Source organism: Rathayibacter sp. AY1C6 (assembly GCF_002931535.1).
In the GTDB taxonomy this organism is placed as follows: Bacteria; Actinomycetota; Actinomycetes; order Actinomycetales; family Microbacteriaceae; genus Rathayibacter.
The window spans coordinates 38,401-60,777 of the sequence record NZ_PSWC01000011.1 but is presented as its reverse complement, the minus strand read 5'-3'; the positions used below and the strand labels follow the sequence as shown (position 1 = coordinate 60,777).

Genomic DNA, 22,377 nt, shown 5'->3' with positions numbered 1-22,377 from the left:
GGATCGTGACGCAGGCGTCATGTGCTCGATACGCACCGCCGCTAAGGTCTCTCCCGTGCATCCGTTCTCCGACGCGTCCGCCGCGACCGCAGCACCCGCCTCCGCCACCGCCCCCTCCTCCGCCGACGGGACGACCGCGCCTCCGCTCGACGAGAGGATCCGCGCCGACGTCCACCTGCTGGGCGAGCTGCTCGGCCAGGTGCTCCGCGAGTCGGGCGAGCCCTCCCTCTACGAGGACGTGGAGCGCCTGCGCGCGCTCACGATCAGCGCCTACGACAGCGGCGACGCCGCCGGGACCGCGGAGGCGGAGGAGTTCGTCGCCTCGCTCACGCTCGAGCGCGCCGAGGAGGTCGCCCGGGCGTTCACCTGCTACTTCCACCTCGTCAACGTGGCGGAGGAGTTCCACCGCGTCCGCGTGCTGCGCCGGCGCGAGGCCGACGCCGGCGCGCAGTCGCCCGAGGACTCGATCCTCGCCTCGATGCGCCGGCTGACCGGGGAGCTCGGGGAGGACGAGGCGTTCGCGCGCCTGTCCCGACTGGAGTTCCGCCCGGTCCTCACGGCGCACCCGACCGAGGCGCGCCGCCGCGCAGTGGCCTCGACCATCCGCCGCATCAGCGACCTGCTCGAGCAGCGCGACGACCCGCGCATGGGCGGCGTCGTGCTGGTGGAGATCCGCCGCAAGCTGCTGGCCGAGGTCGACACGCTGTGGCGCACCGCTCCGCTGCGCGAGTCCAAGCCCACTCCTCTCGACGAGGTGCGCACCGCGATGAGCGTCTTCGACGAGTCGCTGTTCTCGGTGCTCCCCCGCGTCTACCGCCGCCTCGACGACGCTCTGCTCGGCGAGGGCTCGGGCACCCGGGCTCCGGTCGCACCGGCCTTCGTCCGCCTGGGCACCTGGATCGGCGGCGACCGCGACGGCAATCCCTTCGTCACCGCCGAGACGACCCTCGCTGCGGTGGACATCGCCTCCGAGCACGTCCTCATGGGCCTCGAGCGGGTCGCCCGCCGCGTGGGCCGCGCGCTGACCCTCGACGCGTCGACCACTCCCCCGTCGGCCGCCGTCGAGGCGCTCTGGGCCTCCTGCGTCGAGCGGGCTCCCGAGCTCGCCGCCGACATCGCCGAGCGCTCGCCCAACGAGGCGCACCGCCGCGTCCTGCTCTTCGCGGCCGAGCGCCTGGCCGCGACCCGGTCCGAGGGGCCGCTGGCCTACTCCGCCGCCGCCGAGCTGCTGGCCGAGCTGCGCACCCTCCAGGAGTCCCTGGTCGAGGCCGAGGACGTCCGCGCCGCGTACGGCGACCTCCAGGACTTCGTCTGGCAGCTCGAGACCTTCGGCTTCCACCTCGCCGAGATCGAGGTGCGCCAGCACTCGAAGGTGCACCGCGAGACGATCGCCGCGATCCGCGCCGGCGAGGAGCTCGACGAGCGCGGCCTCGAGGTCCTGTCGGTGTTCCGGGCGATCGCGAAGGTCCAGGAGCGCTTCGGCACCGACGCGGCGAGGCGGTACATCGTCTCCTTCACACAGTCGGCCGACGACCTGCGGACGGTCTTCGAACTGGCCGAGGCGGCGACCGACGGCAAGCCGCCGATCATCGACGCGGTCCCGCTCTTCGAGACCTTCGCCGACCTCGACGCCTCGACCGACATCCTCGCCGAGATGATCCGCCTCCCCCAGGTGCAGGCGCGCCTCGCGGCCACCGGCAACCGGCTCGAGGTGATGCTCGGCTACTCCGACTCGTCGAAGGACGTCGGACCGGTCTCGGCGACGCTCGCGCTCTACGACGCGCAGGCGCGCATCGCGCAGTGGGCGGCCGACGAGGGCATCGTGCTCACGCTGTTCCACGGGCGCGGCGGAGCGCTCGGCCGCGGCGGCGGGCCGGCCAACCGGGCCGTCCTCGCGCAGCCGCCCGGATCGGTGGACGGCCGCTTCAAGCTGACGGAGCAGGGCGAGGTCATCTTCGCCCGCTACGGCAACCCGGACATCGCCACCCGGCACATCGAGCAGGTGGCGGGAGCGACGCTGCTCGCCTCCTCCCCCGCGGTCGGCGAGCGCAACGCGGGCGCCGCGGAGCGCTTCGCCGAGGTGGCGGCGACGATGGACCGCGAGTCGCGCCGCCGCTTCTTCGAGCTCGTGAAGGCCGACGGCTTCGCGCCGTGGTTCGCCCGGGTCACCCCGCAGGAGGAGGTGGGCCTGCTCGCCCTCGGCTCGCGTCCGGCCCGCCGCGGCCTCTCCGTCGAGTCGCTCGAGGACCTGCGAGCGATCCCGTGGGTCTTCGCCTGGACCCAGGCCCGCGTCAACCTGACCGGCTGGTTCGGGCTGGGCAGCGCGCTCGAGGCCGTCGGCGACCTCGACCTGCTCCGCGAGGCCTACGCCTCCTGGCCGCTGTTCACGACGATGGTCGACAACGTCGAGATGTCGCTCGCGAAGACCGACGAGGGCATCGCCCGCCGCTACCTCGCCCTCGACTCCCGCGACGACCTCGCCGGACTCGTGCTCGACGAGATGGCGCTCACCCGCCGGTGGGTGCTCTCGATCACCGGCGAGGAGAGCCTGCTCACGGGCCACCGCGTGCTCGGCCGTGCCGTGCGCCTGCGCACCCCGTACGTCAACGCGCTCTCGCTCCTGCAGCTGCGCGCACTGAAGGCGCTCCGCACCGACCCGGGCGGATCCGGGACGGAGCAGAACCAGCGGCTGCTCCTGCTCGCGGTCAACGGAGTCGCGGCGGGGCTGCAGAACACCGGCTGATCCCGGCTCGGAACGACGGAACCCCCGGCGGCCTCACGGCTGCCGGGGGTTCTCGTGCGTCTGCGGGCGCCTCCCGCCTGCGGAGCGGGTCGAGGCGCCGGGCGGATCAGGCCTGCGGGGCGGCGCCGGCCTCCTGAGCGGCCTTCGCCTCCTCGTACTGGCGGCGCACCTCGACCATGTCGAGGCCGCGGACCTGCTCGATCAGGTTGTCGAGCGCGGGGGCGGGCAGGGCGCCGGGCTGAGCCATCAGCGGGATGCCGTCGCGGTACACCACGAGGGTGGGGATGGAGGAGATGCCGTAGCTCGCGGCGAGCTGCTGCTGGTCCTCCGTGTCGACCTTCGCGAAGGTGATGTCGGCGTTCTTCTCGCTCGTGGCCTCGAAGACCGGAGCGAACTGCTTGCACGGGCCGCACCAGTCGGCCCAGAAGTCGATGAGGACGATGCCGTCGGCGATCGTCTGGTCGTGGGAGTCGAGGGTCATCGCAGTCGTAGCCATGGGGGATGCAACCGGGTGCCCCCGCGGCCTATTCCCGGGCGGGATCGAGGAGGTCGAGCAGCGACCTCGGACCGACCACGGCGGCCCCGAGCGCCTCGACGCGGGCGGCCAGTCCACGGTCGGCTGTCACGACGACCGCGGTCTCGAGCGCGCCGACCAGCTCGACGATCGCGTCGTCGCCCGAGCCGTCGGCCGCGTGGACCGTCAGCCGCTCCGTGAGAGCGCCCGCCTCCGGACGGGCGGCGCGCGCCACTCCCTCGAGCACCACGGCGATGCGCGGCCAGACCGTGTCGGCGTCGATCCCCAGGAGACGGCCGGGGACGCCGGCCTCCGCGAGGCGGGCCAGGGAGGCGAGGAGGCGCTCCGCGGCGCCGGCGCGGTCGCGCCACCAGCCGTCGGGGCGTGAGCCGACCACGTTGGCGGCGTCCACGACGAGCACTGGGATCGAGGAGCCGAGCGCGCGCAGGCCCGGCCAGGCCGCCCCGAAGCCCGGGTGCAGCGGCAGGGAGGCGACGTCCTCGGGGGCGACCCAGCGCAGCTCGGTGCTCTCGGCGTCGCTGATGCGGGGAGCGAAGTGCTCGCGGGACTCGGCCAGGACGGTGGAGTAGCTCCACGGTCCGATCACGACGACGCTGGAGAGCACGGGCAGGATCAGGTCGGCGGGGACGCCCGCCTCCTCCTCCGACTCCCGGAGGGCCGCCTCGAAGGCCGTCTCCTCGGGGTGACGGGCGCCGCCGGGCAGCCCCCAGGTGTCCCCGAAGTGGCTCCAGCTGACGCGGTGCTGGAGCAGGACGCGTCCCGACGGATCGCGCAGGAGGAGGCCGGCGGCGCCGAAGCGTCCCCAGAAGCGGCGTCCGTCGCCGATCTCGACCCAGCCGTCGCCGAGCGACGCGTCGAAGGGGTGGCGCGGGAGCACGGCGTCCGCGCCGGGGTCCTCGCTGGTCATGCCCTCCAGCCTCCCACACCGCGCCCGCCGCACCCGACCCCGACGGGCTGGCAGAATCGGACGATGCGCCGCTCGAGACCCCTCCGCCTCGCGACGCTCGCCTGGCTCGCGCTGATCGCCCTGATCACGCTGACGCCCGCGCCCTACCCGGCCGGGGAGCCCAACGCGCTGATCCGCGGGATCATCGCCTTCCTCGCCTCCACGCCGCTCACCGGCTGGTTCGACTTCGACGTGGCGGAGTTCACCGCGAACGTGCTGCTCTTCGTGCCGCTCGGTGCGCTGATCGCCGCGCAGCTGCCGGCGGGGCGCCGCCTGTGGGCCGCCGCCATCGGGCTCGGGGTGTCGGCGGCCGTCGAGACCGCGCAGCTGCTGTGGCTGCCGACCCGCGTCTCCGACGTGCAGGACCTGGTCTCGAACGGCAGCGGCTCTCTGATCGGCGCCCTGCTGACGATCGCGCTGCTCCGCTTCTCCCCCCGCCGCCGCTTTCGGAAGGACCGCACCGCCCATGCCCGCTGAGACCCTCGTCGTCCTCGACCGACCCTCCCTCGACGCCGAGGCGCACTCGCCGGGAGGACCCGCGCACCGCATCGATCCGAGCGGGCGCGGCGATCTGGACGTCACCGACCTCGGCTTCACCCGCGGCGACGGCGTGTTCGAGACGATCAACCTCGTCGACGGACGGCTGCAGGCGCTCGACGCGCACCTGGACCGCTTCGAGCGCTCGGCCCGGATGCTCGACCTGCCCCGGCCGGACCGGGCCGCCTGGCTCGAGGCGATCGGAGCGGCGGTGGCCGCGCACCCGCCCGTAGACGAGGCGATGGTGAAGACGATCCTGACCCGCGGCGTCGAGGGCGGCGGGCGGCCCACCGGCGTCGTCTTCGTGCAGACCAGCCCGGACTTCGGCCCGGCCCGCCGCGACGGCGTGCGCGTGGTGCTCCTGGACCGCGGGCTGCGCTCCGACGTGCAGTCGACGTCCCCCTGGCTGCTCGCCGGCGCGAAGACGCTCTCGTACGCGGTGAACCGTGCGGCCGCGCGGGAGGCCGCCCGGCGCGGTGCCGACGACGCCCTGTTCGTGTCGAGCGACGGCTACCTGCTCGAGGGGCCGACCTCGAACCTCGTGCTGCTGGCGGGCGGGGAGCTCGTGACTCCTCCGCCGAGCCTCGGGCTGCTGCCCGGCACCACGCAGGCCGACCTGTTCGCGCTCGCGCCGGGCCTCGGCCTCGGGACGGCGGTGCGTCCGCTGCGCGCGGGCGATCTGGAGGCGGCGGACGCGGCGTGGCTGGTCTCGAGCGCGCGCAACGCCGCTCCCGTCCGCGCCGTCGACGGGACCGACCGCCGCGTCGACGCCGACCTCTCGGCCCGGATCAACGCCGCGCTGCTCGCCCGCTGAGCGTCCGACCCTCCTCCGTGGGACGCCCCGCGCCGAGCGCGAACGGCGTCCCGGAGGAGAGAGGGCTCAGGAGAGGCCGTCGACGTCCGCGGGGCCGCGGCTGATCAGTCCGCCGCGGACGTGCTCGACGGTGGGGTCGAGCTGGACCGGATCGCGCTCGTCCGCCGCCTCGTCGTTGATCACGGCCGAGACGATGCCGCGCCAGTCGGTGCCCTCGGCCACGGCGTCCTCGGAGCCGACGCGGCGCGTGACGAACACGGCCTCCGACTCCTCGCCCGCGTGCGAGATGACGGCGAGGACGCCGACGGTGCGACCGCCCGGGTGCTCGATCCGCCACTCCTCGTGCCCGGACGGGACGAGCGAGAACTCCAGGCCCGCGTGCGGGAAGCCGGTGGGGCGCAGCTCGGACGGGGATCCGCTCTGCGGAGGCGCGCCGCGGGTGGGGACCCCGGTGCCCTCGCCGCTCGTCGTGCTCATGCCGACGTCGCCACGGGTTCCGCCGGCTCCGGAGCTGTCGTTCGCCGCGACCATGCGGTCGTCGCCGCTCCGCAGCGCGGCGTCCGCTCCGGTGTAGATGCTGTCGTCTCGGTTCATGGGAACCTCCTTGTCGGCGGCCAGTGTAGGACCGCGGGGTGGGTGGCGAGCGGGCGCCGTTCGTAGACTGGGGGGATGCAGATCCCGGTGACCGGTGCCGTGCGGGTGGACGCGTGGCTCTGGGCGGTGCGCATCTACAAGACGCGCTCCGCCGCGACGACCGCTGCCCGGGCCGGCCACATCCGCGTCAACGGCGAGCGGGCCAAGGCGGCGCAGACTGTGCGGGTCGGCGACGAGGTCCGCGCCCGGATCGGCGGCTTCGACCGGGAGCTGATCGTCCGCGGACTCGTGGTCAAGCGGGTCGGTGCGCCGGTGGCCGCCGAGTGCATGGAGGACCGGACGCCCCCGCCGCCACCCCGGGAGTCCGCGCCGGGCGTGATCGTCCGTGACCGCGGAGCGGGCCGCCCGACGAAGCGCGACCGGCGCGACATCGTGCGGCTCCGCGGATTCTGACCGCGCGACCCGGCAGCGGCCTCAGGGGGCGAGCGTGCGCAGGCGCTCCAGGAGCCCCTCCGCCGCCTCGTCGAGGAACCGCTGCTGCAGCTCGTCGCCGACCTGGACGAGGGCGATGTCGGTGAACCCCGCCTCGATGTAGGGCACGAAGCTCTGGGCGAGCTCGTCGAGGTCGGGGCCGCAGGCGATCTGCTCGGCGACGTCCTCCGGGCGCACGAACTGGCTCGCTCCGGCGAAGCCGGCGGGGGTCGGCAGATCGGAGTTGACCGCCCAGCCGCCGGCGAACCAGCGGAACTGCTCGTGGGCCAGCGCCACTCCCTGCTCCTTGTCCGGCGCCCAGCAGATCGGGATCTGGCCGATCGTGCGCGAGGGGGCGGCGTCCGCACCGCGGACCGCGGACCACTGCGAGATCAGCTCGGCGTCGGGCTCGGTCGTGATGAGGTGGTCGCCGATCGGCGCGAAGCGGGCGATCGACTTCTCCCCCGAGACCGCCAGGCCGATCTCGACCGGCGTGTCCGGCAGGTCCCAGATGCGGGCGGAGTCGACGCGGAAGTACTCGCCCTCCCAGGTCACCAGCTCGCCGGTGTGCAGCTCGCGGATGAGGTGGACGGCCTCCTCGAGCATGTCCTGGCGCACGGCGACCGAGGGCCAGCCCTCGCCGACGACGTGCTCGTTGAGGTTCTCGCCCGAGCCGAGGCCGAGCGTGAAGCGGTCGTCGGAGAGGATCGCGAGCGTCGCGGCCTTCTGCGCCACCACGGCCGGGTGGTAGCGGATGGTCGGCGCGGTGACGTAGGTCGTGAGGTCGATGGTCGACGTGGCCTGCGCGACCGCTCCGAGCAGCGTCCAGGCGTAGGAGGCGTGCCCCTGCTCGGTCAGCCACGGCGAGTAGTGGTCGCTCGAGACCGCGAACTCGAAGCCGAGCCTCTCGGCGTCGACCGCGTAGCCCACCAGCTGCTTGGGTCCGCTCTGCTCGGTCATCAGGGTGTATCCGAATCGCACCATGGTCCGTCCTCGTTCCGCTCGTCGTGGGATGCCCGGGGGCACGTCCCATGGTGGGCGGGGCGCCGGATGCGCGCTAACCCCTTGCCCCGGTCGCGAGCGGCGGCTAGCGCGGCGTCAGACGAAGCGGATGCGGTTCTGCACGCGGGTGCGGACCTCGAACGACTCGCCGTACCCGCCGAGCCGCGGGTCGTCCGTGCCGGAGCGCAGCAGCTGCGGCAGCAGCGAGCGGCGGATGACGACGGCGCCCTGGTGCCTGCCGCGCTCGACCTGCTCGAACGGCTGCTCCAGCGCCTCGTCCGGCACGACCACGACGCTCGTCGAGAAGCGGACGCCCAGCTCGCGGCCGAGACGGCGCGCGGCCTTCGCGAGCGAGGCGATCGGCTTCTCGTCCTCGGCGATCCCGGGGCCCTCGAGCTCGCCCTTCCTCAGGCGGACCGGGTCGCCCCAGTCGGCGGAGGTCAGCGCGAGCAGGCCGGCCGGCCCGAGCACGAGGTGGTCGATCTTGAGCCCGCCGTCGCCGACCGCGACGTCGTTCCAGATCGTGTAGGCGATGCCGAGCGCGCCGACGAGCGCGGCCGTCGCCTCCTCGGCCTGAGCCTTCGCGAGCCAGGAGCGGACCTCGCGAGGAGCGGAGCGGACGATCGCCGGGTCGAAGGGGTCCTCGGTCTCGACGCCGCGGCCGAGCCACTCGCGCACCAGGCGCAGGTAGTACTCGCGCGCCGCGCCTCCCGGGTGACCGTAGGAGCGGGCGCGCACGGCCGAGGCGGTCTGCGGGCGCGGTGAGCCGGTGTACGGCGACTGCGGGGAGGACCTCCCGGGGGCGGGAGCGCCTCGGTCGTAGTCGCCGCGGGCGGAGGCGCTGCCGATCCGCTCCCAGGCGAGCTGCACCGCGTGGAACGACGCGGCGTCGCCTCCCGTGTCCGGATGGGTCTCGCGGAGGCGGAGCCGGTACGCCCGGCGGAGCTCGTCGTCGGACGCGGTGGCGGCGACGCCCAGCACCTCGTAGGGGGTGCGGGCGGCGTGGCTGTCGGGCATGTGCTTCCGGGAGGGTCGGGGCGGGGGGTTCCGAGTGTATCGACGCGGGCCGGGCGCCCGGTGGGAGCGCGCACCGCGTCGGCTCGGAACGCGCCGAGCGCCCAGCGGGGGAACGGGCGCCCGGCGGGGGTCAGTGCGCGAGCAGCTCGCGCACCCGCGGGATGACCTGCGTGCCGTAGAGCTCGATGTTGCGCATGATCGCCGGGTGCGGCAGCGTCCCGGCGCTGTACTTGAGGTCGAAGCGGTCGATGCCCAGGGCCTCGACCGTTCGCGCGATCTTCCGGGCGACCGTCTCGGGCGAGCCGAGGTGGATGGCGCCGTCGGGGCCGGCCTCCTCCTCGAAGCGCTCGCGGGTCATCGGGGACCAGCCGCGCTCGCGGCCGATGGCGTCCATCATCGCCTTGTGGTGCGGGAAGTACAGCTCGCGCGCCTCCTCGTCGGTGTCGGCGACGAAGCCGGGCGAGTGCACGGCGACCGGGAGGCGGGGCTGCTCGAGCTGGTCGAGCGCGCGGCCGAAGAGGTCGACGTAGGGGCGGAAGCGGGCCGGCGAGCCGCCGATGATCGCCAGGACGAGCGGGAAGCCGTACCGGGCGGCGCGGACGACCGACTCGGGGCTGCCGCCGACGCCGATCCAGGTGCGGAGGGTGCCGTTGTCGAGGGTCGGGTAGACGCTCTGCTCGGTGAGCGCGGGGCGGGTCGTGCCCTGCCAGGTGACCGGGCCGCCCTGGATCAGGGCGTGGAAGAGGTCGAGCTTCTCCTCGAAGAGGACCTCGTACTGCGCGAGGTCGTAGCCGAAGAGCGGGAAGGACTCGGTGAAGGAGCCGCGGCCGAGGATGACCTCGGCCCGGCCGCCGGAGAGTCCGTCGAGGGTGGCGAAGCGCTGGTAGACGCGCACCGGGTCGTCCGAGGAGAGGACCGTCACGGCGGAGCCGAGGTGGATGCGCTCGGTGCGGGCCGCGATGGCGGCGAGCACGACATCCGGTGCGCTCACGGCGAAGTCGGCGCGGTGGTGCTCGCCGATCCCGAAGAAGTCGATGCCGACCCGGTCGGCCAGGACTCCCTCCTCGACCACGTCGCGGAGGACCTGGCCGTGCGGCAGCGGGGCGCCGTCGGGGCCGGCGGTGACGTCGCCGAACGTGTCGACGCCGAACTTGACTTCATGCATACTCATGGACTTCTGCAACCTCCGGGGGTCGACGGCTATTCCTGCGGGCGGGGTCCGACGTCCCCGGGCAGGAGCGCGTCGGAAGAGACGATCCCCGCCTCGAGCGCCGGCTCGCGGTAGGCGCGCCCGAGCGAGGCGACGGTGTCGTGCGCGTTCAGGCCGCTCGGGTTCGGCAGCACCCAGAGCGGCGCGCCCGCCACGTCCTCCTCCTGCCTGCCCTGCACCGCCCTGCGGCGTCCGAACGCGATCCGGTAGGCGGTGATGCCGACGACCGCGACGGCCCGGGGCCGCACCCGCTCCACGGTGGCGACCAGCCGCTGAGCGCCCTCGCGCAGCTCCTCCGCGGTCAGCTCGTCGGCGCGGGCGGTCGCCCGGGAGGCGAGATTGGTGATGCCGACGCCGCGGGAGACGAGCTCCGCGCGGTCCGCGGCGCTCATCCCCTCGGACACGCGCGGCGCGCGCTCGAGGATCCCGGCCGCGACGAGCGCCGGGTAGAAGCGGTTGCCGGGGTGGGCGAAGTGCGCGCCGGTGGCGGCGGTCCACAGTCCCGGGTTGATGCCGACGAAGAGGAGCCGGACGTCGTCACCCAGCAGGTCCTCGACGGTGCGGTCCTGGAACGCTGCGAGCTCGGCGCGGGTGAACGGCATGCGACCATCCTGCCGCGGCGCAAGTCCTCTCGGCACGGGGTCGCCGGTGCCAGCATGGAGGCATGACGAACGCATCCCAGGACCACCCGATCCAGCACGGCAGCGACGACGCGCAGCTCGACGAGAAGCTGCGCGGCGTGCTGCTGCAGGTCGCCGGCGACGCCGAGCTGCGACCGGAGGAGGACGTCGAGACCCTGCTGCGCCAGCGCCTGCGCGACACGCGGATCTCGATCTCGGACGAGGCGATCCCGGGGCTCGCCAAGCGCATCCCCGGCCTCATGCAGCGCGGGGGCGGCGACGTGAACCCCGGGGCGCACTAGCCCCGAGGGACGGACGCGGGCCGAGCGGCCGCTCGGACCCGCGCCTGCCCGCGCTACTCGGGGACCGCCGGGCCCTTGCGGTGGTGGTCGAACACCAGGCTCGTGCGCGTCGAGGCCACCGCCGGGTTCGCCGAGAGGTTCGAGACCACGAAGTCCCGCACGTCGCTGGAGTCGCGGACCGCGACGTGGATGATGAAGTCCTCCGAGCCGCCGAGGAAGAACACCTGCACCACCTCGGGCAGCGCGCGGATCTCCTCCGCGAAGCGCGTGATCGCCTGGCGCTGGCCGACGCGGATGCTGACGCTGATCAGCGCCTGCAGGGTCAGGCCGAGCGCCGCCGGGTCGAGCTCGGCGGTGAAGCCGGTGATGACGCCGCGCTCGACGAGGCCCCGGACGCGTGCGACGCAGGTCGACGGGGCGATGCCGGCGCGCTCGGCGAGCCGGCTGTTGGGCGTCCGCGCGTCGGCGCGGAGGAGGCGCACCAGGGTCCGATCGACCGGATCCAGGTCGTCGAGGTCGTGCAGATCCTTCGGTGGCATGCGCCCGCTCCCTCACTCCGCCGACGAACCTTCGGCCCGTGCGGTGACTTCCGACCGATCCTGCGGAGTTCCTCCGCTCCGGGCACGATCTTCGCACGATGGGGGCAGAGCCGGTGCAGGATCGGCGCCCACCGCCCGCCCCGCGGGCCGCAGCGAAGGAGCCGCCGTGCGCGTCGGGATCCCCACCGAGATCAAGAACAACGAGAACCGGGTCGCCGCCACTCCGGCCGGCGTCCACGAGCTGGTGCGCCGCGGCCACGAGGTCCTCGTCGAGGCCGGCGCGGGCCTGGGCTCGCGCGTGTCGGACGACGACTTCCGCCGCGCCGGCGCCCTCGTCGTCGACGGGCCCGACGAGGTCTGGGGCGAGTCCGAGCTGGTCCTCAAGGTCAAGGAGCCGATCGAGGCCGAGTACCCGCGGATGCACCGCGACCAGGTGCTCTTCACCTACCTCCACCTCGCCGCCTCCCGCCCGTGCACCGATGCGCTGCTCGCGGCGGGGACGACCTCCATCGCCTACGAGACGGTCCAGCTGGACGACCGGCGGCTGCCGCTGCTCTCGCCGATGAGCGAGGTCGCCGGGCGCCTGTCGATCACGGTCGGCGCCTACCACCTCATGAGTGCCGTCGGCGGACGGGGCACGCTGCTCGGCGGGGTCCCCGGCACTCCGAAGGCGAAGGTCGTCGTGATCGGCGGCGGCACGGCCGGCGAGCACGCCGCGGCGAACGCCCTCGGCATGGGGGCCGACGTCACGATCGTCGACCTCTCGCTCCCCCGCCTCGCGCAGCTCGAGAACCGCTTCCAGGGCGCGATCCAGACCCGCGCCTCCTCGGCCTACGAGATCGCCGCGCAGCTGGCCGACGCCGACCTCGTGATCGGATCCGTCCTCATCCCGGGCGCCAAGGCGCCCAAGCTGGTGACCGACGAGATGGTCGCCACGATGAAGCCGGGCTCGGTCCTGGTCGACATCGCGATCGACCAGGGCGGCTGCTTCGAGGGCTCGCGTCCGACCACGCACGACGACCCGGTGTTCCCCGTGCACCGGAGCGTCTACTACTGCGTCGCGAACATGCCCGGCGCCGTCCCCGAGACCTCGACCCGCGCGCTCACCAACGCGACGCTCCCCTACGCGCTCGCGCTGGCCGACCGCGGGTGGCGGGCCGCCCTGGCCGCCGACCCGGCGCTCGCCCGCGGCCTGAGCACCCACGACGGCCGGGTGACGAACACCGCCGTCGCCGCGGCCTTCGACCTCCCGGCCGTGCCGGTGGAGTCGCTGCTGCTCTAGGCGCCCGCGGGCGCGAGGCCGAGCCCCCCGAGGATCTCGGCGATCTCCTCCTCCGGAGCGCCGCCCACGTCGACCGTGACGTGGAGCTCGTCGTCACCGAGGGGCTCGAGCGCCTCGAACTGCGAGTCGAGCAGCGTGGTCGGCATGAAGTGGCCGACCCGCGAGGCGAGCCGCCCGGCGATCCGGTCCCTCGATCCCGCGAGGTGCGCAAAGACGAGGTCGTCGCGGCGGAGGACGTCGCGGTAGCGGCGGCGCAGGGCCGAGCAGGTCACGACGACCGAGCCGCCCGCGGCGATCCGCTGGTCCACCACGCGGGCGATCTCGGCCAGCCAGGGCGCCCGGTCCTCGTCGGTCAGCGGGATGCCGGCGTGCATCTTGTCGACATTCGCCTGCGGGTGCAGGTCGTCCCCCTCGAGGAACTCCCAGCCCAGGCGGCGCGCCAGGAGCGACGCGACGGTCGACTTGCCGCTGCCGGAGACGCCCATGACGACGACGGCGCGGACGGGGACGGTGGGAAGAGCGGTCATCAGATACCTCCTACGAAGAGACCGATCAGGAGGACCCCGGCGAGCCCGGTCACCGAGACCAGGCACTCCATCACGGTCCAGGTCTTGAGCGTCTGGCCGATGCTGAGCCCGAGGTACTCCTTCACCAGCCAGAACCCGGCGTCGTTGACGTGCGACAGGAACACCGAGCCGGCGCCGATCGCGAGCACCATGAGGGCGACCATCGGCCCGTCCATGGTCTCGGTCAGCGGCTGGAGGATCCCTGCGGCGGTCACGGTGGCGACGGTCGCGGAGCCGGTGGCGACGCGGATCACGACGGCCACGAGCCAGGCGAGCAGCAGCGCCGAGGCGCCGCTCCCCTCCGCGAGCTGGGCGACCACCCCGCCGATCCCGGTGTCGACGAGGACCTGCTTGAAACCGCCGCCCGCGCCGACGATGAGCAGGATGCCCGCGATCGGCGGCAGCGAGCTCGAGAGCGAGGCCTGCAGCTCGGTGCGGTTCATCCGGCCGCCGCGTCCGAGCAGGACCAGACCGGCCAGGAGCGCGATCCCCAGCGCGATGGTCGGTGTGCCGAGGAAGTCGAGGGCGCCCTTCCAGGCGTCCGTGGATCCGGGGGCCGCGATGTCGGCGATCGCCTTGCCCAGCATCAGCACGACCGGCAGCAGGATGCTCGCGACGGCGGCGGCGAAGCCCGGGCGGTGCTCGCGCGTCTCGCCCGCGCCCTCGCCGAAGAGCGGCGGCGTCTCCACCGGCGCCCAGCGGGCGGCGACCCGGCCGAAGAGCGGGCCGGCGACGACGACGGTGGGGATCGCGACCAGGACGCCGAACGCGAGGGTCACGCCGAGGTTCGCGCCGAGCGCGTCGATCGCGACCAGCGGTCCGGGGTGGGGCGGGACGAGGCCGTGCATCACCGAGAGGCCGGCGAGCGTCGGGATCGCCACCTTCATCAGCGGCAGACCGCTCCGGCGGGCGACCAGGATCACGACCGGGATCAGCAGCACGAGCCCGACCTCGAAGAACATCGGCAGCCCGATCAGCGCGCCGACGAAGCCCATCATCCAGGGCAGCGCACGAGTGCTCGAGCGGGCGATGAGGGTGTCCACGATGCGGTCCGCGCCGCCCGAGTCGGCGAGGAGCTTGCCGTACATCGCGCCGAGGCCGATGAGGATGCCGACGCCGCCCATGGTGTTGCCGAACCCCAGCGCGAAGCTGGCGACCGCGTCCGCCGCCGCCAGCCCCGCGATCAGGCCCGTGGTCAGCGCTCCGATCAGCAGGGAGACGAAGGGGTGCAGCTTCAGCCAGGTGATCAGCACGACGATCACGGCGATGCCGACGACGGCGGCGAGGATCAGCTGCCCCTGCCCGGCGGTGGTGGCGGGGGCGTCCCCGGCGGCGGCGCGGAGGGCGGGGAGGAGGGTCGGTGTCATGAGCGTCCTTGATCGAGCCGACGGCCAGCGGCCGGCTTTTGTCCGACATAACCTGCGTGTGTCCCGATCATGCCCGAAGATCGGCCGGGGCGCGACTCCGGCGATGGCAGGATGACCGCATGCCCGCGCCGACGCCCTCGCTGCACCACTCGGTGCTGGACGAGCTCGGCTCGCAGATCGTGCGCGGCGAGCTCGCGCCGGGCACCACCTTCAGCGCCGACGAGCGTGCGGAACGGCGCGGGGTCTCCCGCTCGGTGATGCGGGAGGCGGTGCGCGTCCTCGAGACGCTCGGGCTCGTGACGTCCCGCCGCCGCGCGGGGACGCGGGTCCAGCCTCCGGAGTGCTGGAACGCCCTGGACACGCGGGTCGTCGCGTGGGGACTGGACGGCCCGGACCGGCGGCGCCAGTTGCACCAGCTCAGCGAGCTCCGACTCGGGGTGGAGCCGCTCGCCGCCCGGCTCGCCGCGGCGAACGCGACCGAGGAGCAGCGGCGGGCGCTCACGGAGGCGGGCGACGCCCTCTCCACCCACTCCCGCGCAGCCGACCAGTCCGCCTACCTCGCCGCCGACACCGCCTTCCACCGCTCCCTCCTGGCCGCGTCCGGCAACCGGATGCTCGCGCAGCTGGGCGATCTGGTCGCCGAGGTCCTCGCCGGCCGCACCCGCAATGCGCTCATGCCGCGCGAGGCCGACTCCACCGCGGTGCGGCTGCACCGGGCGGTGGCCGCCGCCGTCGCCTCGGGCGACGCGGACGCTGCGGAGGCCGCGATGCGGGCGATCGTCGAGGAGTCGGACCGGGCGGTGCAGGAGAGCTGACGGGGTTGCACGCCCGCAGCGCCGCGCGCACAGTGGAGCGCATGGTCGAGGGATACACGTCCGCGCAGGTGCGCGCCGCCGAGGCTCCGCACCTGGCCCGGCGGGAGCCGCTGATGCAGCGCGCCGCCGACGGCCTCGCCCGCGAGCTGCGTCTCGTGCTCGCCGGGCGCTCCGACCGCTCCCGTCCGGCCTCGGTGCTCGTCCTGGTCGGTCCGGGCGACAACGGCGGTGACGCGCTCTACGCGGCCGCCGAGCTCTCCTCCTCCGGAACCGACGTCGTCCTCGTCCTCACGGCCGAGCGGGTGCACCGCCGGGGCCTCGCCGTGGCGCTCGACGAGGGCTGCGGGCAGGTGCCGGCCGACGACGCGCCCGGCCTCGCCGCGGCGGTGGCGCGGGCGGATGTCCTGGTCGACGGGATCCTCGGCATCGGAGCGACGGAGCCCGCGCTGCGGGGACGGCCGCGCGTCGTCGTCGAGGCGGTGCTCGACGCGCTGGAGCGGCGGGCCGAGCGCCCGGTGGTCGTCGCGGTCGACCTGCCGAGCGGAATCCATCCCGACGACGGGTCGGTCCCCGATCCCACCGTGCTGCGCGCCGATGTGACGGTCGCCTTCGGCGCGATCAAGGCCGGTCTGCTGCTGCCTCCGGGCGACTCCTACGCGGGCCGTCTGCGCCTGGTCGACATCGGCCTCGGCCCGGACCTGGCCGGAGTGGAGCCCGCGGTCCGCGAGTGAGCGAGCGGCTCAGGAGGGAGCGAGGAGGTGCGCCTTCTCGGGGTGCTGCTCGAACCACTGCCCGACGTACCAGCACATCGGCACGACGCTCCGCCCGCCGGCGGCCTCGATGTCGGCGACGGCGAAGGAGACCAGCTCCCCGGCGAGCCCACGGCCGCGGAAGGGCGGGGTCGTGAAGGAGCGGACGAGGGAGACGCTGCCGGGCGCCTCGCGGTAGTCGAGGACGCCCACCAGGGCGCCGTCGAGGTGGAGCTCGTAGCGCGACGCGTCGTCCGCCCGGCGGAAGTCCTTGGCCATGCCTCCAGAGTAGGACGGCCCGGACGGATCAGGCCTCGTCGCCGAGCATCTCGCCGTCGACGTAGAGCCAGCGACCGTCCTCGCGCAGGAAGCGGCTGCGCTCGTGCACGAGGCCGGGGCCGGCGGGCGAGCGGTAGGAGGCGCGGAACTCGACCAGGCCCTCCTCGTCGCCCTCCCCGCCGAACGAGGTGTCGACGATCTGGAGCCGGCGCCACTGCACGTCGGGATCGAGGTCGATGCGGCGCGGCCGGGTCGAGGGGTGCCAGCTCGCGAGCAGGTAGGGAGCGCTGCCGAGGACGTTCGCGCTGTAGCGGCTGCGCATCAGGCGCTCCGCCGTCGGCGAGGGCTCCTCGCCGATGTGGGCGGGGCGGCAGCAGTCGGCGTAGTGGCGGCGGCTTCCGCAGGGGCAGGAGTCGGCGGGGTGCATCCGGCCAGTGTGGCAGGCGATGCGGCGCCCCCGGCCCGGCGCGGCTCCGGCGAGCGCCGCGACTCCCCGGGCCGTCCAGGTGTGCATCCCCTCCACATCCGCTCCGCCGCCTTGAGGGTGCCGCCGGATCCCGGCAACGTGGCCCCCTCATCGACCACGGACGGAAGGAACGACCCGATGCTCACGCTCACCGACAACGCCAGCACCGTCGTCAAGACCATCACCGGGCAGACCGAGACCCCCGTCGAGGGAGGCCTGCGCATCAGCGGCACCGATCTCGACGCCCGCAACTTCGCTGTCGCGGTCGCCGCGGCCCCCGAGACGACGGACGCCGTCGTGGAGCAGGACGGCGCGCGCGTGTTCCTCGACGTCGCCGCCTCCGTCGCTCTCGGCGACAAGGTCCTCGACGCGCAGGTGGACGAGGGCGGCTCCGTCAGCTTCGGGATCGCTCCCCAGGACTGACCCCGTCGACATCGGAGGCCGCCCCCACCGCAGTGCGGGAGGGCGGCCTCCGTCGTCCCAGGATCAGGAGAGGATGTCGCGGGTGGTGAAGCGGCCGATCGCGAGGGACCCGAACACGGCGACGTAGGCGAGCTGGAGCAGCGCGTTCTCGCCGAAGGAGCTCCACGCGATCGGGTCGCGCAGGAGGTCGGCGAAGTCGAACCACCGGTCGGTCAGCAGGAACGGGTGGAGGGCGTCCAGCTGCGAGAGCGAGCCGACGATCTGCGCCGCGATGGAGACGACGACGGTGGCCGCCATGGCGCCGACCGGCACATCGGTCAGCGTCGAGATGAAGAGGCCGATCGCCGAGAGCCCGACCAGCGAGAGCGCCGCGTACACGGCGATCGCCAGGGCCCGGCCGATCGCGTCGGCGAGCGGGACGGTGCTGCCGGAGAGCAGCGTCACCGGTCCCGCCGGGAAGAGCGCCAGGCCGATCAGGATCCCGACCACCATGACGGTGAGTGCTGCGGCGAGGCAGAAGGCGAGGGAGGCGGCGAACTTCACCGCGAGCAGCCGCACGCGGCCGACGGGGCTGACCAGCAGGTAGCGCAGCGTCCCGAGCGAGGCCTCGCCCGCGATCGCGTCGCCGGCGACGACCCCGACCGTGAGCGGGAGGAACAGCGGGACGGCGACCGTGATGGCCGCGAAGCCGGTGAAGAGGCCGTTGCCGGCGATCGCGCCCACGAAGGAGGGCCCGCCTCCGTCGCCGCCCGAGAGCCGCACCGCGACGGCGAGCAGGATCGGGATGGCGGCCAGGGCCGCGAGCAGCGCCCAGGTGCGGCGCCGGCGGAAGAGCAGGGCGAGCTCGGAGGCGAGCAGGGACCCGATCCCCGCGCGGCGGACGGTCGCGTCAGCGCTCGACATCGAAGCCCTCCCCGGTCAGCTCGACGAAGCGCTCCTCGAGCGAGGGGCGGCGGACGGCGAACCCGCGGACGCGGACGTCGGCCCGCACGAGGTCGGCCACCAGCGTCTCGGCCGCGAGCCCGGGCGGCAGAGCGGCGACGACCAGCGGCGGATCGGCGGGGTGCGGGCCCGGCGCGGTGCGCGGCTCCAGACCCCGGGTGTGCAGAGCCACGATCGCGCGCTCGCGGTCGGGCGTCAGCAGCTCGACCGAGGCGGCGTCCCCGCGCAGCTCGTCGAGCCCGCCCTGGGCGACGAGGCGCCCGGTGCGCATGATGGCGGCGTGGGTGCAGAGCTGCTCGATCTCGGCCAGGAGGTGGCTGGAGACGAGGACGGTCGTGCCGTCCTGGTTCAGTCCGCGCACGAGAGCGCGGACCTCGCGGGTGCCCTGCGGGTCGAGGCCGTTCGTGGGCTCGTCCAGCACGATCAGGTCGCGCGGCGAGAGCAGGGCGACCGCGATGCCGAGCCGCTGCTTCATGCCCAGGGAGTAGGAGCCGACCTTCTTGCGCGCCGCGGCCGAGAGGCCGACGCGGGCGAGGGCCTCCTTCGCGCGGGTGTCGCGGGTGCGGGACGAGGTGCCCGCCTCCGCGGCGTCGAAGCGCCGGAGGTTGGCCGCTCCGGAGAGGAACGGGTAGAAGCCCGGCCCCTCGACCAGCGCCCCCACCCGGGGCAGGACCTCGGCCGCGCGCCGGGGCATGGCCTGCCCGAGGACGGTGATGCTGCCCGCGGTCGGCGCGGCGAGGGCGAGCAGCATCCGGATCGTCGTGGTCTTGCCCGAGCCGTTCGGGCCGAGGAAGCCGAAGACGGCGCCGCGGGGAACGGCGAGGTCGAGACCGGAGACCGCCTCCTGGCGCCCGAAGCGCTTGGTGAGGCCCCGCGTCTCGACTGCGAGCTCGCCCGCCGTCACCGAGCGGAGGCCGCGTCGCGGAGCGTCTCGGCCGGGACCGCGCCGGCGAGGACGCGTCCGTCGTCGGTGACGAGAACGGTCAGCAGGGCGGAGGAGAGGACGCGGCCGCCGTCGACCGGCGTGGTGACCGCGTCGAGCGAGGAGAGCGCGTCGGCGTCACCGGCGGGCAGCTCGACGACGCTCGTCCAGCCGGACCCCGTGGTGACGACGTCGGAGTGCTCGGCCGTGCCCGCGGCGGGCGCGTCGGAGGCGTCCGCCTCGTCGTCGACCGGAGCGGCCTGCTCCGTCACCTCGGCGCCGGCCGGGGGCGTGAAGGAGAAGAGGGACGCATCGGGCGTCGAGAAGTCGATGCTCGTGTACGCGACGCTGAACGCGGGCGCGGTGCCCCCGCGGGCGGTCACGGCCACTCCGAGCGGGAGACCCGTCTCGCCGTCGACCGAGACGGTCACGGAGCCCACGAGGGTGCCGCCGTCGCGGGGCGTGAGCACGAGCTCGTACGCGTCGCGCCCGGCGACGCTGACGTCCGAACCGACCGCGACCGTGGTCGTCGGGTCGATCGCGGCGAGCAGCTGCTCGGCGGCGGACGACGGCGTGACGACCTGATCGCCCGGCGAGGCCTCGGGGGCTCCGCCCGCGGGAGGCACGAGGTGGGTGGCGGTGTTCGCGCTCGAGTCGTAGATCCAGACTCCGTCGGTCGTCGAGGCGACGACGTCGCGCTCGGCGAGCCGGTCGAGCACCTGGAGGCGCACGCCCTTCTCGGCGTCGACGTACACGCGCGCCTGGTGCGAGCCGGTGGCGAGCTCGACGAGGGAGTCGGCGGGGTCGGCGGACGCCGAGCCGGCGGAGCCGCCGAGCGCCGAGAGGTCGGGCAGGCCGAGGTCCGAGGTCTGCTGGATCTCGCCGGAGAACGCCGTGGCGTCGCTCTCGGCGACGAAGGCGAGGAGGTCGGCGGCGGACTTCTCGGGGAGGTCCCCCGCGGCGCTCGCCGAGAGGGGGAGGGCGACGGCCGCGGCGACGACGACCGCGGGGACGACGGCGACGGGCGTCCAGCGCTTCCAGTCAATGCTCATGCCGGGAACGCTACGCCTCGAACCTCCGCGGCGGGCCTGGAACGTCCCGGTCCACAGCCTTCCGGAAGGGGGTGCGGTCCGAGACCGCGGCCGGGATGATCAGGGCATGGACCTCCCGTTCGCGCTCCCCGTCGCCCCGATGCTCGCCAAGGCCGTTCCTGCGGTGCCGGAGCAGACCGCCGTCGCTGGCGGATACTCCTACGAGCCGAAGTGGGACGGGTTCCGCGCGATCGTCTCGGTCTCCGGCGGGGAGTGCGAGATCGGGAGCCGCGGCTCCAAGCCGCTGACCCGGTACTTCCCCGAGCTCGTCGAGGCCTTCCTCCGGCTGCTCCCCGACGGCTGCGTGCTCGACGGCGAGATCGTCCTGGCGACCGGCGAGCCGGGAGCGCAGCGGCTCGACTGGGACCTGCTCTCGCAGCGCATCCATCCGGCCGCGAGCCGCGTGAGGATGCTGGCGGAGACCACCCCGGCAATGCTCGTCGCCTTCGACCTGCTCGCCGTGGACGGGCGCAGCATGCTCGAGGAGCCGTACTCGGCGCGGCGGGAGGCGCTCGCCGCGGTGATGGCCGGCGTCCCGCATCCGCTGCACCTCGGCCGCGCCACCGACGACGAGGCCCTGGCGCGCGACTGGCTGGAGCGCTTCGAGGGCGCAGGACTGGACGGCGTCGTGGCGAAGCCCCTGGCCGCGCCCTACTCCCCCGGGAAGCGCGCCGTGCTCAAGGTCAAGCACCACCGCACGGCCGACGTGATCGCGATCGGGTACCGCGAGCACGCCTCCAAGCCGCGCGTGGGCTCGATCCTGCTCGGCCTGCACGGCGACGACGGAGAGGTCCGCCAGGTCGGCGGGGCCTCGGCCTTCAGCGACGAGCGTCGCGTGCAGCTGCTGGAGGAGCTCGCACCCGCGGTCGAGCGCGACGCGGAGGGAGCACCGGTGCGCGGCGAGGGCGAGCGGAGCCGGTTCTCGATCGGCCGCGACACCTCCTTCGTGCGCCTGCGTCCCGAGCTCGTGCTCGAGGTCCGCTACGACCAGCGCGAGGGCGACCGCTTCCGGCACACCGTGCAGTTCGAGCGCTGGCGCCCGGACCGCGACGCCGCCTCCTGCACCATGGAGCAGCTGGAGCAGCCGACCGCGTACGACCTCGGCGACGTCCTCGGCTAGGCCTTCTTCGCGCGGCTGGGCTGCACGCGGGGCGGCTCGCCCGGCATCTTGGGGAAGTCGGGCGGGAACGGCAGCTCGCCGAGGCCGGCGGCGACATCGCGCTCCCACCAGCCGAGCAGGGCGTCGAGGCGGCCGGGGGCGTCGTGCATCCGGGCCCACGGATCACCGCGCTCGGCGAGGCGCGCCGGGACCGTGCGGATCGTGAAGGCCCGCGGGTCGACGCCGTCGAGCTCGTCCCAGTCCAGCGGAGTGGAGACGGGAGCGTGCGCGAGCGACCGCGGGCTGTAGGCACCGGCGATCGTCCGGTCGCGGTTGGCCTGGTTGAAGTCGACGAAGATCCGCTCGCCGCGCTCCTCCTTCCACCACGCCGTCGTGACCTGCCCGGGCATCCGCCGCTCCAGCTCGCGCGCCGCGGCGATCACCGCGTGGCGGACGTCGAGGAACTCGTGCTCGGCGACGATCGGCGCGAAGACGTGCAGGCCACGGTTGCCGGACGTCTTCACGAACGGGTCGAGGCCGGCCTCCCGCAGGACCTCCCGCAGCGCGTGCGCGGCGACGACCGCGTCGGCGACGTCGGTGCCGGGCTGCGGGTCGAGGTCGATCCGGAGCTGGTCGGGCAGGTCGGGCGCATCGGCGCGGGACGCCCACGGGTGGAAGACGACGGTGTTCATCTGCGCCGCCCAGACGGCGGCCGCGGGCTCGTCGATCACGAGCTCCGGATGCACCCGCCCGCTCGGGTACGTCACCGGGACGGACCGGACGTACTCGGGCGCGCCCTTGGGCGGGTTCTTCGAGAAGAACTGCTCGCCCTCGATCCCGGAGGAGAAGCGCTGCAGCGAGACGGGGCGGCCGCCGTTCGCCGCGACGAACGGCTCGCCGACGGCGATCAGGTACTCCGCGACCTCGCGCTTGGTGATGCCCGGCTCCGGGAAGAGCACTCGCTCAGGGCTCGAGATCCGCACCTCCCGGTCGCCGTGCGGTCCGGGGACGGTGAGGACGACGGCGTCGCTGCTGGGCATCTGCTG

The 22,377-nt window shown here is 74.2% G+C and carries 26 protein-coding genes; 10 read left to right on the top strand and 16 right to left on the bottom strand.

Annotated features, from left to right (window positions below; translation table 11 throughout):
* Positions 1–19: 19 nt before the first annotated feature.
* Positions 20–2,743 carry a phosphoenolpyruvate carboxylase gene (locus C5D36_RS08745; RefSeq protein WP_104222571.1) on the top strand — a complete coding sequence of 908 codons (2,724 nt, stop codon included), beginning with the start codon at positions 20–22 and terminating at the stop codon, positions 2,741–2,743.
* A 106-nt stretch (positions 2,744–2,849) separates the two neighbouring features.
* On the opposite strand, the gene trxA is transcribed toward C5D36_RS08745, so the two are convergent.
* Together trxA and C5D36_RS08735 are read right to left on the bottom strand one after the other, a co-directional pair.
* Positions 2,850–3,239: a thioredoxin gene (gene trxA / locus C5D36_RS08740; protein WP_104225382.1), complete on the bottom strand. Its 390-nt coding sequence runs from the start codon at positions 3,237–3,239 to the stop codon at positions 2,850–2,852.
* A gap of 28 nt (positions 3,240–3,267) precedes the next feature.
* Entirely contained in the window at positions 3,268–4,185 is a 918-nt protein-coding gene (locus tag C5D36_RS08735; protein ID WP_104295636.1) for an NUDIX domain-containing protein, read from the bottom strand.
* A 63-nt stretch (positions 4,186–4,248) separates the two neighbouring features.
* Here C5D36_RS08735 and C5D36_RS08730 point away from each other — a divergent pair, with 63 nt between their 5' ends.
* Entirely contained in the window at positions 4,249–4,701 is a 453-nt protein-coding gene (locus C5D36_RS08730) for a VanZ family protein (RefSeq protein WP_104295635.1), read from the top strand.
* A complete protein-coding gene (locus C5D36_RS08725) occupies positions 4,691–5,575 on the top strand; it encodes an aminotransferase class IV (RefSeq protein ID WP_104295634.1) in 885 nt (294 codons plus the stop codon). The genes C5D36_RS08730 and C5D36_RS08725 overlap by 11 nt, the downstream gene beginning before the upstream one ends.
* 66 nt (positions 5,576–5,641) lie before the next feature.
* Here C5D36_RS08725 and C5D36_RS08720 read toward each other — a convergent pair whose 3' ends face one another.
* Positions 5,642–6,169, bottom strand: coding sequence for a hypothetical protein (locus C5D36_RS08720; protein WP_104295633.1), 528 nt, complete (start codon positions 6,167–6,169; stop codon positions 5,642–5,644).
* 75 nt (positions 6,170–6,244) lie between these two features.
* On the opposite strand from C5D36_RS08720, the gene C5D36_RS08715 reads away from it, so the two are divergent.
* Positions 6,245–6,622 carry an RNA-binding S4 domain-containing protein gene (locus C5D36_RS08715; protein ID WP_181072827.1) on the top strand — a complete coding sequence of 126 codons (378 nt, stop codon included), beginning with the start codon at positions 6,245–6,247 and terminating at the stop codon, positions 6,620–6,622.
* 21 nt (positions 6,623–6,643) lie between these two features.
* Here C5D36_RS08715 and C5D36_RS08710 read toward each other — a convergent pair whose 3' ends face one another.
* From C5D36_RS08710 to C5D36_RS08695, 4 genes are all read right to left on the bottom strand, one after another.
* Complete coding sequence (locus C5D36_RS08710; protein ID WP_104295632.1) at positions 6,644–7,624, bottom strand: TIGR03557 family F420-dependent LLM class oxidoreductase; 981 nt, start codon at positions 7,622–7,624, stop codon at positions 6,644–6,646.
* Positions 7,625–7,738: 114 nt separating this feature from the next.
* Positions 7,739–8,659 (bottom strand): J domain-containing protein, encoded by a 921-nt coding sequence (locus C5D36_RS08705; RefSeq protein WP_104292455.1) that lies wholly within the window; start codon positions 8,657–8,659, stop codon positions 7,739–7,741.
* A 130-nt stretch (positions 8,660–8,789) separates the two neighbouring features.
* On the bottom strand, positions 8,790–9,824 hold the full coding sequence (locus C5D36_RS08700) for an LLM class flavin-dependent oxidoreductase (RefSeq protein ID WP_104225389.1): 1,035 nt from the start codon (positions 9,822–9,824) through the stop codon (positions 8,790–8,792).
* A gap of 35 nt (positions 9,825–9,859) precedes the next feature.
* Complete coding sequence (locus tag C5D36_RS08695) at positions 9,860–10,471, bottom strand: mismatch-specific DNA-glycosylase (protein WP_104222562.1); 612 nt, start codon at positions 10,469–10,471, stop codon at positions 9,860–9,862.
* 62 nt (positions 10,472–10,533) lie between these two features.
* Here C5D36_RS08695 and C5D36_RS08690 point away from each other — a divergent pair, with 62 nt between their 5' ends.
* A complete protein-coding gene (locus C5D36_RS08690; RefSeq protein WP_104222561.1) occupies positions 10,534–10,791 on the top strand; it encodes a hypothetical protein in 258 nt (85 codons plus the stop codon).
* A gap of 53 nt (positions 10,792–10,844) precedes the next feature.
* Here C5D36_RS08690 and C5D36_RS08685 read toward each other — a convergent pair whose 3' ends face one another.
* Positions 10,845–11,330, bottom strand: coding sequence for an Lrp/AsnC family transcriptional regulator (locus tag C5D36_RS08685; RefSeq protein ID WP_104222560.1), 486 nt, complete (start codon positions 11,328–11,330; stop codon positions 10,845–10,847).
* 166 nt (positions 11,331–11,496) lie between these two features.
* On the opposite strand from C5D36_RS08685, the gene ald reads away from it, so the two are divergent.
* Positions 11,497–12,612, top strand: a complete 1,116-nt coding sequence (gene ald / locus C5D36_RS08680; RefSeq protein ID WP_104292453.1) for an alanine dehydrogenase — start codon at positions 11,497–11,499, stop codon at positions 12,610–12,612.
* On the opposite strand, the gene C5D36_RS08675 is transcribed toward ald, so the two are convergent.
* Together C5D36_RS08675 and C5D36_RS08670 are read right to left on the bottom strand one after the other, a co-directional pair.
* Positions 12,609–13,139 carry a gluconokinase gene (locus tag C5D36_RS08675; protein WP_104225392.1) on the bottom strand — a complete coding sequence of 177 codons (531 nt, stop codon included), beginning with the start codon at positions 13,137–13,139 and terminating at the stop codon, positions 12,609–12,611. The two genes, ald and C5D36_RS08675, sit on opposite strands and share 4 nt — an antisense overlap.
* A complete protein-coding gene (locus C5D36_RS08670) occupies positions 13,139–14,545 on the bottom strand; it encodes a GntP family permease (RefSeq protein ID WP_104273301.1) in 1,407 nt (468 codons plus the stop codon). Before C5D36_RS08670 ends, C5D36_RS08675 begins: the two co-directional genes overlap by 1 nt.
* A 119-nt stretch (positions 14,546–14,664) precedes the next feature.
* Here C5D36_RS08670 and C5D36_RS08665 point away from each other — a divergent pair, with 119 nt between their 5' ends.
* Together C5D36_RS08665 and C5D36_RS08660 are read left to right on the top strand one after the other, a co-directional pair.
* Complete coding sequence (locus tag C5D36_RS08665) at positions 14,665–15,360, top strand: FadR/GntR family transcriptional regulator (RefSeq protein WP_104225394.1); 696 nt, start codon at positions 14,665–14,667, stop codon at positions 15,358–15,360.
* A 41-nt stretch (positions 15,361–15,401) separates the two neighbouring features.
* On the top strand, positions 15,402–16,091 hold the full coding sequence (locus tag C5D36_RS08660; protein WP_104225395.1) for an NAD(P)H-hydrate epimerase: 690 nt from the start codon (positions 15,402–15,404) through the stop codon (positions 16,089–16,091).
* A gap of 9 nt (positions 16,092–16,100) precedes the next feature.
* Here the strand turns inward: C5D36_RS08660 and C5D36_RS08655 are convergent, their stop codons facing one another.
* Together C5D36_RS08655 and C5D36_RS08650 are read right to left on the bottom strand one after the other, a co-directional pair.
* Entirely contained in the window at positions 16,101–16,388 is a 288-nt protein-coding gene (locus C5D36_RS08655) for a GNAT family N-acetyltransferase (protein ID WP_104225396.1), read from the bottom strand.
* Positions 16,389–16,416: 28 nt separating this feature from the next.
* Entirely contained in the window at positions 16,417–16,815 is a 399-nt protein-coding gene (locus C5D36_RS08650; RefSeq protein ID WP_104292480.1) for a YchJ family protein, read from the bottom strand.
* A 177-nt stretch (positions 16,816–16,992) separates the two neighbouring features.
* Between C5D36_RS08650 and C5D36_RS08645 the strand changes: the two genes are divergently transcribed.
* On the top strand, positions 16,993–17,277 hold the full coding sequence (locus C5D36_RS08645; protein ID WP_104222553.1) for a hypothetical protein: 285 nt from the start codon (positions 16,993–16,995) through the stop codon (positions 17,275–17,277).
* 63 nt (positions 17,278–17,340) lie between these two features.
* Here the strand turns inward: C5D36_RS08645 and C5D36_RS08640 are convergent, their stop codons facing one another.
* From C5D36_RS08640 to C5D36_RS08630, 3 genes are read right to left on the bottom strand one after another with little or no spacing between them, the layout of a single operon-like run.
* A complete protein-coding gene (locus C5D36_RS08640; protein ID WP_104255477.1) occupies positions 17,341–18,180 on the bottom strand; it encodes an ABC transporter permease in 840 nt (279 codons plus the stop codon).
* Positions 18,167–19,123 carry an ABC transporter ATP-binding protein gene (locus C5D36_RS08635; RefSeq protein ID WP_104295631.1) on the bottom strand — a complete coding sequence of 319 codons (957 nt, stop codon included), beginning with the start codon at positions 19,121–19,123 and terminating at the stop codon, positions 18,167–18,169. The genes C5D36_RS08640 and C5D36_RS08635 overlap by 14 nt, the downstream gene beginning before the upstream one ends.
* Complete coding sequence (locus C5D36_RS08630; RefSeq protein ID WP_104295630.1) at positions 19,120–20,193, bottom strand: DUF2092 domain-containing protein; 1,074 nt, start codon at positions 20,191–20,193, stop codon at positions 19,120–19,122. Before C5D36_RS08630 ends, C5D36_RS08635 begins: the two co-directional genes overlap by 4 nt.
* A gap of 106 nt (positions 20,194–20,299) precedes the next feature.
* Between C5D36_RS08630 and C5D36_RS08625 the strand changes: the two genes are divergently transcribed.
* Complete coding sequence (locus tag C5D36_RS08625; protein ID WP_104295629.1) at positions 20,300–21,352, top strand: ATP-dependent DNA ligase; 1,053 nt, start codon at positions 20,300–20,302, stop codon at positions 21,350–21,352.
* Here the strand turns inward: C5D36_RS08625 and ligD are convergent.
* On the bottom strand, positions 21,349–22,371 hold the full coding sequence (ligD, locus tag C5D36_RS08620) for a non-homologous end-joining DNA ligase (RefSeq protein ID WP_181072825.1): 1,023 nt from the start codon (positions 22,369–22,371) through the stop codon (positions 21,349–21,351). The genes C5D36_RS08625 and ligD overlap by 4 nt on opposite strands.
* Between the last annotated feature and the right edge of the window lie 6 nt (positions 22,372–22,377).

Coding starts and splice junctions, on each gene's coding strand:
- C5D36_RS08745 (WP_104222571.1), top strand. CDS start 20: ATGTGCTCGATACGCACCGCCGCTAAGGTCTCTCCCGTGCATCCGTTC.
- trxA (WP_104225382.1), bottom strand. CDS start 3,239: ATGGCTACGACTGCGATGACCCTCGACTCCCACGACCAGACGATCGCC.
- C5D36_RS08735 (WP_104295636.1), bottom strand. CDS start 4,185: ATGACCAGCGAGGACCCCGGCGCGGACGCCGTGCTCCCGCGCCACCCC.
- C5D36_RS08730 (WP_104295635.1), top strand. CDS start 4,249: ATGCGCCGCTCGAGACCCCTCCGCCTCGCGACGCTCGCCTGGCTCGCG.
- C5D36_RS08725 (WP_104295634.1), top strand. CDS start 4,691: ATGCCCGCTGAGACCCTCGTCGTCCTCGACCGACCCTCCCTCGACGCC.
- C5D36_RS08720 (WP_104295633.1), bottom strand. CDS start 6,169: ATGAACCGAGACGACAGCATCTACACCGGAGCGGACGCCGCGCTGCGG.
- C5D36_RS08715 (WP_181072827.1), top strand. CDS start 6,245: ATGCAGATCCCGGTGACCGGTGCCGTGCGGGTGGACGCGTGGCTCTGG.
- C5D36_RS08710 (WP_104295632.1), bottom strand. CDS start 7,624: ATGGTGCGATTCGGATACACCCTGATGACCGAGCAGAGCGGACCCAAG.
- C5D36_RS08705 (WP_104292455.1), bottom strand. CDS start 8,659: ATGCCCGACAGCCACGCCGCCCGCACCCCCTACGAGGTGCTGGGCGTC.
- C5D36_RS08700 (WP_104225389.1), bottom strand. CDS start 9,824: ATGCATGAAGTCAAGTTCGGCGTCGACACGTTCGGCGACGTCACCGCC.
- C5D36_RS08695 (WP_104222562.1), bottom strand. CDS start 10,471: ATGCCGTTCACCCGCGCCGAGCTCGCAGCGTTCCAGGACCGCACCGTC.
- C5D36_RS08690 (WP_104222561.1), top strand. CDS start 10,534: ATGACGAACGCATCCCAGGACCACCCGATCCAGCACGGCAGCGACGAC.
- C5D36_RS08685 (WP_104222560.1), bottom strand. CDS start 11,330: ATGCCACCGAAGGATCTGCACGACCTCGACGACCTGGATCCGGTCGAT.
- C5D36_RS08675 (WP_104225392.1), bottom strand. CDS start 13,139: ATGACCGCTCTTCCCACCGTCCCCGTCCGCGCCGTCGTCGTCATGGGC.
- C5D36_RS08670 (WP_104273301.1), bottom strand. CDS start 14,545: ATGACACCGACCCTCCTCCCCGCCCTCCGCGCCGCCGCCGGGGACGCC.
- C5D36_RS08665 (WP_104225394.1), top strand. CDS start 14,665: ATGCCCGCGCCGACGCCCTCGCTGCACCACTCGGTGCTGGACGAGCTC.
- C5D36_RS08660 (WP_104225395.1), top strand. CDS start 15,402: ATGGTCGAGGGATACACGTCCGCGCAGGTGCGCGCCGCCGAGGCTCCG.
- C5D36_RS08655 (WP_104225396.1), bottom strand. CDS start 16,388: ATGGCCAAGGACTTCCGCCGGGCGGACGACGCGTCGCGCTACGAGCTC.
- C5D36_RS08650 (WP_104292480.1), bottom strand. CDS start 16,815: ATGCACCCCGCCGACTCCTGCCCCTGCGGAAGCCGCCGCCACTACGCC.
- C5D36_RS08645 (WP_104222553.1), top strand. CDS start 16,993: ATGCTCACGCTCACCGACAACGCCAGCACCGTCGTCAAGACCATCACC.
- C5D36_RS08640 (WP_104255477.1), bottom strand. CDS start 18,180: ATGTCGAGCGCTGACGCGACCGTCCGCCGCGCGGGGATCGGGTCCCTG.
- C5D36_RS08630 (WP_104295630.1), bottom strand. CDS start 20,193: ATGAGCATTGACTGGAAGCGCTGGACGCCCGTCGCCGTCGTCCCCGCG.
- C5D36_RS08625 (WP_104295629.1), top strand. CDS start 20,300: ATGGACCTCCCGTTCGCGCTCCCCGTCGCCCCGATGCTCGCCAAGGCC.
- ligD (WP_181072825.1), bottom strand. CDS start 22,371: ATGCCCAGCAGCGACGCCGTCGTCCTCACCGTCCCCGGACCGCACGGC.